The sequence below is a fragment of the Thalassoglobus neptunius genome (genome assembly GCF_007859735.1).
Lineage (GTDB): Bacteria > Planctomycetota > Planctomycetia > Planctomycetales > Planctomycetaceae > Thalassoglobus > Thalassoglobus neptunius.
On the sequence record NZ_SIHI01000038.1, the window covers coordinates 18,272 to 30,718 of the forward strand.

The 12,447-nt window shown below is 53.4% G+C and carries 7 protein-coding genes and 1 pseudogene; 5 read left to right on the forward strand and 3 right to left on the reverse strand.

Translation table 11 applies throughout. The features are described 5' to 3' along the window. Positions 1-12 precede the first annotated feature (12 nt). Complete coding sequence (locus tag KOR42_RS21970) at positions 13-1,494, forward strand: serine/threonine-protein kinase (RefSeq protein WP_146511987.1); 1,482 nt, start codon at positions 13-15, stop codon at positions 1,492-1,494. A gap of 77 nt (positions 1,495-1,571) precedes the next feature. Here KOR42_RS21970 and KOR42_RS21975 read toward each other — a convergent pair. The 3 genes and pseudogenes from KOR42_RS21975 to KOR42_RS21985 form a co-directional block, all read right to left on the reverse strand. After that, positions 1,572-4,638 (reverse strand): annotated as a pseudogene (locus KOR42_RS21975) (efflux RND transporter permease subunit). 221 nt (positions 4,639-4,859) lie between these two features. After that, on the reverse strand, positions 4,860-5,918 hold the full coding sequence (locus KOR42_RS21980) for an efflux RND transporter periplasmic adaptor subunit (protein WP_197441443.1): 1,059 nt from the start codon (positions 5,916-5,918) through the stop codon (positions 4,860-4,862). Further along, complete coding sequence (locus KOR42_RS21985; protein WP_197441444.1) at positions 5,911-7,470, reverse strand: TolC family protein; 1,560 nt, start codon at positions 7,468-7,470, stop codon at positions 5,911-5,913. The genes KOR42_RS21980 and KOR42_RS21985 overlap by 8 nt, the downstream gene beginning before the upstream one ends. 689 nt (positions 7,471-8,159) lie before the next feature. Between KOR42_RS21985 and KOR42_RS21990 the strand changes: the two genes are divergently transcribed. From KOR42_RS21990 to tnpB, 4 genes are all read left to right on the forward strand, one after another. After that, positions 8,160-10,091 (forward strand): DUF1592 domain-containing protein, encoded by a 1,932-nt coding sequence (locus KOR42_RS21990; RefSeq protein WP_197441445.1) that lies wholly within the window; start codon positions 8,160-8,162, stop codon positions 10,089-10,091. Further along, on the forward strand, positions 10,088-11,473 hold the full coding sequence (locus KOR42_RS21995) for a DUF1552 domain-containing protein (RefSeq protein WP_146511988.1): 1,386 nt from the start codon (positions 10,088-10,090) through the stop codon (positions 11,471-11,473). Before KOR42_RS21990 ends, KOR42_RS21995 begins: the two co-directional genes overlap by 4 nt. Before the next feature lie 243 nt (positions 11,474-11,716). Further along, positions 11,717-12,034: an IS66 family insertion sequence element accessory protein TnpA gene (gene tnpA, locus KOR42_RS22000; RefSeq protein WP_197441446.1), complete on the forward strand. Its 318-nt coding sequence runs from the start codon at positions 11,717-11,719 to the stop codon at positions 12,032-12,034. Beyond that, positions 12,031-12,303, forward strand: coding sequence for an IS66 family insertion sequence element accessory protein TnpB (tnpB, locus tag KOR42_RS22005; protein WP_146511990.1), 273 nt, complete (start codon positions 12,031-12,033; stop codon positions 12,301-12,303). The genes tnpA and tnpB overlap by 4 nt, the downstream gene beginning before the upstream one ends. The last annotated feature ends 144 nt before the right edge of the window (positions 12,304-12,447 follow it).

A 12,447-nucleotide genomic window follows, 5' to 3' on the forward strand; every position in this document is an offset into this window, starting at 1 on the left:
AAGGTGCACATCATGACATCGCTGAAAACATGCCCCACTTGTGGAGAAGAGCTGCCGTCAAATGCTCCGTCCGGGATTTGCCCGAAATGTCTCATGCAGGTCGGGATGGAGAGTGAGAACCAACCGCGTTCGTACGAGGACCCGAGAGTCGCAACGGTTGATCAAGGCGGTCGTTTTCGACTTCCGGAATTGGCAGCTCTTGCGTCTCGCTTTCCGGATCTCGAAATTGAAGACCTTCTTGGTCAGGGAGGAATGGGCGCGGTCTATCGGGCGAAGCAAATCCGGCTTGATCGGCAAGTTGCGCTGAAGATTATCCGTCCTGATTCGGCAGACGATCCATCGTTCGCCAAACGGTTTGAACGAGAAGCTCGCACACTCGCCCGGTTGAATCATCCGAACATCGTGGCGATCTACGATTTCGGCGACGTGACACTGACGGGAGACGACGGCGCGCAACAAACTCTCTACTACTTCCTGATGGAATATGTCGCGGGAGCCAACATGCGTCAGCTCATGCAAGGTGGTGAACTGAACGCAACGCGATCGTTGAGTATTGTGTCGCAGATTTGCGATGCACTTCAATATGCACACGATGAAGGGATCGTTCACCGGGACATTAAGCCCGAAAACATTCTCGTTGATGTTCATGGTCGATTGAAGATCGCAGACTTTGGGCTGGCAAAACTGTTGACAGAACAAGTCGCGGAAGACGTTCTCACTGGAACACATCAGGTGATGGGAACCCTTCGCTACATGGCCCCGGAGCAAATGGCTGGGTCTCACTCAGTCGACCACCGAGCGGACATCTATTCGATGGGTGTCGTGTTCTACGAAATGCTGACCGGAGATTTGCCGGTGGGGCGCTTCGAACCGCCCTCGAAACGAGCGACGGTCGACGAACAATGGGATGAAGTTGTTCTCCGCGCACTGGAAGCCGAACCGAAGCGGCGCTATCAGAGCGCAAGCGATGTGAAGCTGGACGTGGAGAAAATGACCTCGGACAACCTTGTTCCATCACCTGACAACGTTCGCCCAAATGACAAAGTTCGTCCAGATGCCCGCATCGCGAAGCCCTCTCAAGCGAGTACGATCAACTTCGCATTGATCACTCTCGGAACAACCCAACTTATGCTGGGACTCCCACTGGTGTTCATCGCATTAATGGTTCCCACACAACTTGTGTTCTTCTGGATAGGATTGGGATTGACGCTGGGAGGAGCGGGGTGTTGTGCGTTGGCATTTGCTGACGGCGCTCGAATCCCCAGAGAAACGGAGCCTCTCTACGGAATGTTAATTCTGGGAGGAATCATGGGCTTCATCGGAACGGTGATCCTCATATCGATCCCGCTGACAGGTCACGGCTTCGTCAACTTTCACTCAAACAATCCCCTGATCTGGGTCGGCGGTGGATTGTTCCTGGGCGGAGGCGGGTGTTCCTCCATTGCCTGGATGGGCGAACCAGCTGCAAGTGAAGCCACAGTCCGAAAGTCGTAGAAATCGACGCGACGTCATTACAACCGGTCGCACTGTTCAAGTCGTGAACGCTTCGCGTGAAGCTCAGTTCTGCCGCCTCAAGCTTTCCGAGTAACGGCATCTTTCATCTGCTGAATGTCTTCCAGAATCAGGTAAAGACACGGAACCAGCACGAGGATAATCGCGGTCGAAAACAGAATTCCGAAACCGAGAGAAATCGCCATGGGAATAATGTATTGTGCCTGAAGCGACTTCTCAAAGATAAGCGGAATGAGTCCCCCGAAGGTTGTGGCTGTCGTCAACATGATCGGGCGGAAGCGTCGAATTCCTGCTTGAGAAATCGCATCAAACGCAGACAGTGTTTTCCGCTGCCGATTCGCATAGTCGATCATGATCAATGAGTCATTGATGACCACCCCCGACAAAGCGATCACTCCCATCAGGCTGACGAGAGAGAGGTCATAGCCGAGCATGATGTGACCGGCAATCGCTCCGACAATTCCAAACGGAATCGCGATCAAAACAATGAGCGGTTGGATGTAACCCCGGAATGCAATGGCGAGAAGTGCATACACAACCGCGATCGCGAGGGTGAACGATCCCCATAAGGAGGCAGTCGCTTCGCGCATCTCTGCATCACTCCCTTCAAAGCTCCATGTGAGCCCGGGGTAGTTCTCGCGAAGCTCGGGAAGAACTTCGTTCTGCAGCGCACTGATCACCTGAACGATGGCCCGTTTGGAATCAACGTCCATGGAAACATTCACAACGCGGCGACCATCCCGTCGGTTGATCGAAGAGAACGCTTCTGTTTTCTCAACATCGGCCACGTCGAGGAGGGGAACTTCGGCTCCTCCCGGTGTCCGCACGACCAGATCTTCCAGGTGATGGACATCTTCGCGTTCATTCTCAGGGAGTTTGACGCGAACTTCGATTTCGTTCGTTCCGCGCAAAAGCCGCAAAGCGAGCGATCCGAAGAATGCTCCGCGTAGTTGATTCCCCAGTTCCTCATCCGTTAGACCGAGCGCACGGCCTTCCGGTCGCAGTCGAAAGTCATACTGCGACTTGCCTTTATTGAAGTTGTCACTGACGTCTCGAGTGTTCGAGAACCGTTCGACACGCTCAACGAACGCCTTCGCTGCGAGTCCGAGAACATCGACGTCGTTGTGACTCAAATCAATACTGATATCCTGACGCGCACCGCCTGGGCCACTCTCTGCTTCGAATGTCACTTGAGTGACACCCGGCAGATCGCCAATGGAATCTCTCCACAGTTCGATGACTTCGTCAGCGGTCATGTCGCGTTCATCGGGCGGCTTAAGGACGATTTCGACGTCGATAAAGTTTTGGCCGCGCACGTTGGTTTTGATTCCCTCTGCAACTTCATGCAAATTGTGTTCTTCGAACATGCGCTGGCTGGCTTGAGTGACCACTTCAGCTATTCGGGCGGCCTGATCGCGAGTCGTTCCGACCGGCATTCGAATCCCTGCTTCAATTTCATCAGCGGAGACCGTCGGCATGAGGATTAACCCCATATGCGCACTGTCTGCGTAAGCACTGACCACCAGAAAAAGCGAGAAAGCCAGGCACGCCGTGACGTACCGGTACTTCATACAGAGCAGAAGAACCGGACGATAAAGGATGTCGACAAGGCGAGTGAACCCGTTGCTGAAAGCCTGCTGTCGACCATGCAGCCACGCTCCGATTCCTGTCGAATGCTGTTCTCCGCTCCGGGCGTGCGCCAAGTGTGCGGGAAGAATGAACAGCGACTCAATCAGTGAAAGACACAGAACGACGATCACGACGATCGGAAGTGGTCCCCAGAACTTTCCCGTTTCCCCGGGAATAAAGATCAGAGGAACGAACGCGACGATATTCGTGAGAATACTAAAGACAACAGGTCCCGCAACTTCTTGCGTTCCCTGAATCGTGGCTGCAAGAGAACTCTTCTTCTCCTGTCGCATCTCGTAGACGTTTTCACCGACAACAACCGCATCGTCGACCACAATTCCGAGGACGATGAGGAAGCCGAAGAGAGAGATCATGTTGATGCTGACTCCGACAAGCGGAAGCAGCATGATCCCTCCGACAAACGAAACGACCATCCCCATCATGACCCAGAAAGCGAGTCGAAACTCCAGAAACAAAGCGAGAATGACAAGGACGATCACAACCGCCATCACTGCATTTTCGAGCACAAGCTCCAATCGTCGACGGAATTCTTCAGCGTTGTTGCTGTCAATTCTCCATTGAACACCCGGCGGGAGTGCACTCTCAAATTGTTCCATCGTCTCTTCGACAGCAGCCGCGATGTCGATCGGAGACTGATTTCCGACGCGATAGATTTCCAACTCAATCGATGGAGTTTGACTGAATTGCGAGTGGAAACCGATTTCTTCAAATCCGTCGCGGATCTCTGCGATGTCACCAAGTGTGACAATCTGCCCATCGCTGGCAGCCACGATTTCAATCTGAGCGAATTCGTCGGCCCACTGTTTACGAGCTTTGACGCGAAGAAGGATTTCGCCCGAGTTCGTTTGAACGGTACCCGCTGCGATGTCCTGACTCGACGTCCGAATGATCCGCGCCACATCAGGCAACGTGAGGCCGTATTGCCTCAGCCGTTGTCGAGGGATTTCAATATGCGTGACATATTCTGGAGCGCGCCCCAGTTCCACTTGAGTGATTTGTTCGTGGACCTGAAGTTGATCCCGGAGTTGCTCGGCAAGCTTACGAAGCGTCCAGACATCGACGGGACCAAAAAGCCCGATCTGCATGACCTCCTGCTGCCGAGACTGAAGCCGGACTTCCGGTTGTTCAATCTCGTCCGGGGAACGTCTGAATCCGGTTGACCGCCTGATCGATGTCTTGAAAGACCTTCATGCGATTCTGGCCAGCGACGAGTTCAATCAGAACTTCGCCACGACCTTCTCTCGCTTCGCTGACGATCTCGCGAACACCTTCGACACCACGAACAGCTTCTTCAATCGGTTGCAGAATTCCCTGTTCGACTTCGGTCGGAGCAGCCCCCGGATAGCCGACTGTGATTTCGACAATATCTAATTGAAACTGCGGGAAGACTTCTTTCTGAATCGCAAAGGCCGACCAGATTCCCCCGCCCAGCAGGATCACCATCAACAGGTTGGCAGCGATGGAATTACTGGCCATCCATGCGATTGCGCCCCCTTGCAGTTTTTGATCGTCCTGATCGGTCTTCAATTCGTTGCCTCCTCCGAAAACTCCTCACTGAATCCGGAGAACTCATCCACTTTGCGAAGGTCGATCCCCTCAGCAACGGTTGCGAGTGTTGTCGTCACGACTTCTTCGCCATCCGACACTCCCGACTGAACATATGCGAATTCGGCATCTCGAAAAATGATCTCAGCTTTTCAAATTTCCAGCTTGTCGTTTTTCATTACCCAAACGGTATCCCCTTCGTGAACATAATCACGCCTCAAGCGAACAACGTCATTGATCGGACGGCATTGAATTTGCGTTTCGATCAGGGTTTCAAGAATTAATGGTGGCCCATCAGTTTTTAATGCAAGTGGATCCGGAACTGTAATTAAAACGCGCGCTAACCGTGTTTGCTGGTCAAGAGTTCCGATCAGGCGAGAAACTGTTCCCGTCCGACTCGTCCCCGGCAGCCAGGAATCACGATTACGAATCAGCACTCGGGAACCCTCTCCGTCAGTTTCCGGAAACTGAACCCATTGCAAACTCCGAATCGGGACAGAAGCAAAGATCCAGTATTCTTCAACGCCAACAAGTTGTGCCAGTTCATCGCCTGTTGCAACCTGTGATCCAACGTTGACGGAGCAATCGACAATATAAGCATCAAACGGAGCGACAATACTTGTCCGTTCAAGATTCAGGCGTGCTCGTTCCACAGCAGCTTCCGCAGCACTGACCTGTGCTTCAATTGAAGCGATCTGCGGTTCTCGAAGAACGAGAGCTCGATTGGCTTCTCCGATGGTTCCTTCGAGGAGTGCCAGTTCTTTCTTTGCGAGCGTCTGACGGCCCTGTTCGATCTCCAACTCCGCCTTTGCCTGGAGCAGTTCACTTTCGTTGATCGACAGTGCATTCAGAAAGTCTACCCGGTCGATCCGAACAAGTTCATCACCTTGCTGAACCATCCCTCCGGGAAGGAAGCTCGGGGCAACGTAAGTGACCTGACCACTCACTCTCGGGCTGAGGACAATCGATTGAGCAGGTCTCACGGTTCCCAAAACATCCAGTCGCGGCGAGTAATCCCCTCGCTTGACCGTGACAGTCTGAACCAGTGCTGCGGATTTCCGAGTCGCTTCGATTTGTTGGGCGGTCGGTTCGGTCTGATTGATAATTACGATCGCCGCAGCTGAGGCTCCGAGAATTGCAAGGCATATAAAACCAGTGATTAAGACGCGGGCCCACAACCTTTTTGGCCGAATGGTTGCGACCTCATTCATTTGCGGGGCTCCATGAAGGAATCTCTATGGGCAATGGAACGTCGACAGGCAATGGAATTTCTTCGGGTTCGAATTCTTCTACCGGTTCAAGTTCTTCTCCGGGCTCGAGAACTTCGGTTGGTATAGGAATCTCAGCAGTCATAGGAATTTCTGCATATCGTTGAACTGGCGGGCAAGGATCAACACCCCCAGCGAGGGCGAGATATAACGAGATGCGATTTAAAATCAGTTCCAGCCGGGAGGACAAAACGTCACGTTGTAATCGCTGTTCTCCGGTAATCGCACTCAGAACATCAAGGTAGTCGACCTCGCCAATGAGGTATTGTTCACGAAGTTGAATCGACGACTGGTGGGCAAGCTTGAGTTGCTCATTGAGACGATCAATTCTTTCGAGTTGATAGTGTTCCCGCGCTAGCGCGTCCTCAACTTCCTGGTAGGCAATGAGCACCGTCTGAGAGTACTCCGCTAACCGTTGTTGTGCAATCGCATCTGTGCGATCCACTTCCGCTCGCCGCTCTCCTCCATCGAAGATCGGACCAACCAGTGAACCGCCCAGCAGCAGAATCCAGTCGCGGAAAATCTGATCGGGATTCTCGGCAGCAGTGGTGAGTGTCCCGAACAAGTTAAGCCGGGGATATTGAGAAGTAATCGCTGATGCGAGATCTTGATTCGCAGCCTGAATCAGGAAAAAGTCTCGACGAACGTCTGGACGTCGATTTAACAGCTCAGAAGCAATTCCGGTTTCAGGAAGTGGAGGCAGTTCGGGAAGTGTCGATCCCGTCACGTAAGTCAACTGCTGCGGAGGAAGCCCCTGCAGCACTGCAAGTAAATGTTCGAGAACTTCGATTCGTGCTCGGACAACCACAGCCTGTTCAAGAGTTGACTGAACAAGTTGTCGTTGACGCAACAGGTCGGCACTTCGAATTTGCCCAAGCTCAAATCGGGCTTGCTGCAATTCTGCACCGGTTTCGGTTGTCTCAATCTGTTCTTCGAGCAGTTCCAGTTGGGCACGGGCTTCGATAAGCGAGTAATAGGTCGTCGCAACTTCGGCGGATAACGTCAAAGCGAGTGCGTAATAGTCCTCCTGAGTCGCAGTTGCCCGAAAATTCTGAGCATCGACGCGAGACTCAATCTGCCCCCACAGGTCCACCTGATATGAGACATCCACTCCGAAGGCGTAATTCGAACGATTGGGCCCATCCGTCAGGATCGTCGAGTTCATTTCGCTGAAACCGTCGACATCCGGCCAGAGATCAGAAGCCTCACGGCGCGTCAACGCACGAGCAGCATGAAGCCTTTCGAACGCTGCGACGAGCGTGTAATTTTTCTGCATCGCCTGATCAATTTGCCCATTGAGGCCCCAATCCTGAAAGGCTGTCCACCACAAGTCAGGAACGGGCACGTCGCCACTGTACGAGAAGGACGGCACATGCTGATTGGAGTCAACCACCGCAGCATCGCGGAAGGCGCATCCCCCTTGTGCCATCAAAAGCACTACTAAAAGCAGCGCGAAGGTTCCGTGTCGCATCCAGATTGTGCGGCGAGAGGTCATAGCGCAGGACTCTATTCGTCGAGTTCAAACGACTCAATCTCAGTCACGCTCTTTGAATGTTCTACCGGCAAGAATTGACGTTTTCGAAGTGAATTTTCGCGAGAATTTCGCAACATTCGAAGCAATTTCAAACTCCGCCAAAATCGAGAGAAAACCTTCAAGCTAAGAGCCGCAAATTCTGATCCTCATGGCCGGTCATCTTCCGGACAGAGACAGAAAAGCCCCCATCGATCACTGCAACTCTCCCGCACACAGCGAATGCCATTCAATCGCGTGAGCTGAGAAACTTGTCACAAGTTCGGTCTGGTCCGGCGTTGAGATCATTGATCCCTCAATTGTGATGCGATTTCGAAAACTTGCTTTGCGAAGCGATGATTGTCGTATAGACTCAACTTTATCAATCCGCCCCGGTAAGTCGGGTTCACCCACCTGAAGTTCCCACCCCAAAAGTCCCGATCATCGCCGGTTTATCCGTGTGATGGATTGATGTGATGTCATGCCTGAAACCATTGAATTCAAGTGGGCTGTCTTTGAATTCATTCAATGAATTCAACAGACTAAGAAGTCGATCGCGAAGCCATTCGTCGCGGGATCAATCTGGCGATGACCGCATGATGTCGCAGCTTGATTTGAAGTCTGGTTTCACAGTGAGGAGTGATTGGTTGAGTTGCCACGCAAAGAACACACAAGTGCCGCTCTTCAAGTATTTGGGAATGTGCGTTGCCGTTCTGTCGTGCTCGATGTGCTTGACTCTGACACGTCACGCGAAGGCTGACACTGACTACGCCGAACAAAAAGCCGCTGCCGAGAAATCGTTCAAAGAAGATGTCGCTCCTTTCATCAAACGCTACTGCCTCGATTGTCATCAAAATCGACGGCCAACCGAAGCGGGGGTGAATTTCTCTCCAGCACTTCCAAAACCGCAAGATGCGGCCTTTCATGAGCAATGGAAGAAAGCGATCGCAAGAGTCCGCGCACACGACATGCCGCCCGATTACGCGGACCGTCTCCCCAAAGACGAAGATCGCGAAGCCTTTCTGAAGGGCGTCGCTCAGATCAAATATCTCAGCCCGCAAGACCCGGGGATTTTCATTATCCGACGCCTCACCAAGGTCGAATACGGCAACACGCTGCGCGATCTGTTCGGCGTGACTTCCGATGTCGCAGCCGATCTTCCCGACGAAGTGAGCGGAGCAGGCTATCTCAATTCGCTTTCACCTCTCCAGATCGAGCAGTACCTCGCAATCTCAGAAAAAGTCCTCGACGAAGTCTTCCCGAACGGCAGCCTTCCGCCCACCGAACGACAGCTCGCACTCTTCGGACGGAAGCTTTCGAAGTCTTCCGAACTGTCCAAAACCGACGTCCAACAGATTGCCCACTCATTGGCGAAAAAAGCCTTCCGCCGGCCGCCCACAAGCGAGGAAGTCGAGACTCTTACCCAAGTCTTCGAACTCGGACGAGAGAACAACCTCTCGCATCCCGAAGCCCTTCGCCTGATGGTCAAAGCAGTTCTCGTCTCCCCGCAGTTTCTGTTTATCACACCCGCGTCGGATGGTGAGCCACGGGAAAAGATCGTCCCTCTCGATGACTACCAGCTCGCATCTCGATTGTCGTATTTGCTTTGGGCATCGATGCCCGACGACAAACTCATGAAACTGGCCGATCAAGTAAAACTCCGCGATCCGGAAGTCCTCAAGTCGCAAGTAAAACGCCTTCTGAACGATCCGCGCTCGCGGGCGCTGTTCGATGGATTCGGGGCTCAATGGCTCGGAATAGATCGCCTTAAAAATCAGGTCTTTGACCCGGAAGTCTTTCCGGAAATGACCAGCGAGATGAAGTGGGCGATGTACGACGAAGCTCGGCTCTTCTTCGAAAGCATCGTTCACGAGAACCAAAGCGTCATCCGATTTATCGACGCGGACTACACCTATCTCAATCCGACCCTCGCGTCCGTCTATGGATTGAACGACCAGGTTTCCGGACCCGAAATGCAACGGGTTCAACTCGAAAACCCGCGACGCGGCGGAATTCTGGGAATGCCCGGTGTCCTCGCGGTCACGTCATTCCCCAACCGCACAAGCCCTGTCAAACGCGGCGTCTGGGTTCTGGAACAAGTCCTCGGAGACCATGTTCCCGCAGCTCCGCCCGATGTTCCCGCTCTCGAAAGTCAGGATCAGAAGTCTGTCGCGAACTTAAACCTTCGCGAAAGAACAGAACTGCACCGCGCCGATCCTGTGTGCGCCAATTGCCACAGACTGCTCGACCCAATCGGGTTCGGCCTCGAAAACTATGATGCCATTGGAAGATGGAGAGACCAGGACGAGCACGGAGAAGCCATCGACGCAGCCGGGGAACTTCCCGACGGAAGAAAGTTCTCCAACCCGACAGAACTCAAAGCCATGATCGCCAGCCGAGTCGATGAGCTCTCCCGCAATCTGGTCGAGAAGTTGCTCGCATACGGATTATGCCGAAGCCTCGAAGGCTACGACGAAATCGTTGTCGATGAACTCATGCAAGAGATCGCCGACGATGAATATCGAACGCAAACGCTCATCACTGCTGTCGTCACCAGCTACCCCTTCACCCATCGACGAGTCGAAGAAGATCGGAGCAAAAAATGAGTCATCACACACTGATCAATCGTCGCACCTGTTTGAAAGGTCTTGGAGCTTCCCTCAGCTTGCCGCTGTTGGACGTGATGGGATGGGCAGACACCGTCAGCGGAGAAGTGAAGCAACCGCCAACCCGACTGGCATTCATGTACATGCCTCATGGCGTCATCATGGACCAGTTCTGGCCCGCCAATCCCGAAAGTTTTCTCACATCCCCACCGCCCGCCCTCAAGTCGCTGGAACCAGTCCTCAATAAATGCCTGATGATGAAAGGAATCTCCGGCGTGGGAACCGGTCCGTTTAGCGGGGCTCCGCATGCGCTGGAACTTTCGACATGGCTGACAGCGACGCTCCCCAATTCCGATAAACGAAACGAAATCAACATCGCGATTTCAGCGGATCAAATCGCTGCCAATTATGTCGGGGCGTTCACTCCGTTGCCCTCTCTGGAACTGGCAACCATGCCGCAAACCTGGAAGGAAAATCAGGCGGGGCTCAACGAAGCCTACTACTCGCATTGCAGCTATCGCTCTCCAACCCAAGCTGTCCCCGCTGAAATCAATCCACGAAACGTGCTGAACCGTTTGTTCAACACCAAAGACTCAAGCGGAAAAAATTCCCCGCTCGGAACACCACTCGACCGAAGCATGCTCGACCTCGTCCTCGGCGGTGCCCGAGAACTCCGACGGACATTGCCAACTCCCGACCAACAAAAACTCGACGAATACCTCGACAGCGTCCGATCGGTCGAACGCCGAATCGCAGCCATCGAACTCCGCCAGAAAGAAGCAGCACTCGAAAAAGCAGGCCACGGTTCAAAAAACAAGAAGTCCACGGACTCGCCTCCCATCGAAATTAAAATCCCCGAGGGAGACAAGCGCAGCGAATACATGCAGGTCATGTGCGATCTCACCGTGCTGGCATTTCAAACAGACACAACACGCATCAGCACATACATCGGATCAACCCCCAACGGGGTTTCGTATCCAGAACTCGGATTCAACGACCAGCATCACTCTCAGACACATCACCGAAATCAACCGGAGAAAGTCGAGAAGGTTGCGAAGATCACCGAATTCAACATCGAACAATTCGCCTACATGGTCAAGAAGATGGACTCCCTGCAGGAAGGCGACGGAACCCTCCTCGACCACAGCATCATGATGTGGGGCTCCGGCCTCGAAGACGGAGACACACACACCCGCGCCAACCTCCCCTTCATCCTCGCCGGCGGCGGAAACGGCTCACTCAAAACCGGACAATTCCTCCCCGACATCAAAGCCAACCAGGGCGACCTGCTCACCACCCTCCTCACCTGCATCGGCGTCCCCATCGACCGCCCCGTCGGAATCGCCACCAAACAACTCAAAGAGATCACAACCGTGCTCTAAACGCAGATTAAAACCGATCGCGCAATGGAGTTCGGACTGTTAAGCGATAGCACCTCAGTCCTTGTGGAATATACTTGCACAAGTGGCCGACGATCATCACCTTCGAAGCGAGAAAACATCTTATCTCTGTCGCACAGCGATCACCGATTTAACGAAAGCGCCGTTTGGAGTGCATGTTGACTTGGGTTGTATTCTTTGGGGTTTCTGGTTTTGGAATTCCTGGGGGATGGTGTCTTGTCGCGTGTGGGTTATTCTCGAGTGCAGTGGGTCGAGTGGATTGAGCAGCAGCCGGGGACGGGGCTTTCGGTGGCGGAGTTTTGTGATGCCGTGGGAGTCTCGACGAATTCGTTTTATCGGTGGCGAGCGAAGCTGTCTCAGGCTCAGGTTGATTCGAACGTGTCCGCTCAGTTTGTGCCATTGACGTTGGTGGGCTCTACGAGTGTGGAGATCGAATTCCCTTGCGGCGCGGTGATGCGGGTTCCGAGTGAGAATGTAGTGCTGCGGCAGGTGTTGGAAATTCTTCTGGAAGCCGGTGCAACTGAAACCGGAGCGTTTGAATGATCGCTCTGACGGGAAGCCTGCGCGTCTTTGTCTGCACGCAGCCAGCGGATATGCGGCGGAGCTTTGACGGGTTGTGCGGAATGGCTCAGAACCTGATGAAGCAGGACCCGTTGAGCGGTCATCTGTTTCTGTTTCGCAATCGCAACCGGGATCGACTCAAAATCCTCTACTGGAATAACGACGGTCTGGTCATCTGGTATAAACGCCTCGAACAGGGAACCTGGCAGGTTCCCTGGCGTGCTCCCCATTTTCTGATCCAGATGTTATGAGAGTCAACCGACCGATTTTGGTTCGAGGAGACTTTGATGACGAAGCGACGACGACGTAAGCCTGAGCAGATTGTGAAGCTGTTGCAGGAGGGGCAAGCGATGTTGGCGGCAGGAAAGTCGCTGGCTGAGGTGTTGCAGAAGCTG

What these genes read in the sequence shown, in the direction of transcription:
- KOR42_RS21970 (WP_146511987.1), top strand. Translation starts at nt 13, where the DNA reads ATGACATCGCTGAAAACATGCCCCACTTGTGGAGAAGAGCTGCCGTCA.
- KOR42_RS21980 (WP_197441443.1), bottom strand. Translation starts at nt 5,918, where the DNA reads ATGAATGAGGTCGCAACCATTCGGCCAAAAAGGTTGTGGGCCCGCGTC.
- KOR42_RS21985 (WP_197441444.1), bottom strand. Translation starts at nt 7,470, where the DNA reads ATGACCTCTCGCCGCACAATCTGGATGCGACACGGAACCTTCGCGCTG.
- KOR42_RS21995 (WP_146511988.1), top strand. Translation starts at nt 10,088, where the DNA reads ATGAGTCATCACACACTGATCAATCGTCGCACCTGTTTGAAAGGTCTT.
- tnpB (WP_146511990.1), top strand. Translation starts at nt 12,031, where the DNA reads ATGATCGCTCTGACGGGAAGCCTGCGCGTCTTTGTCTGCACGCAGCCA.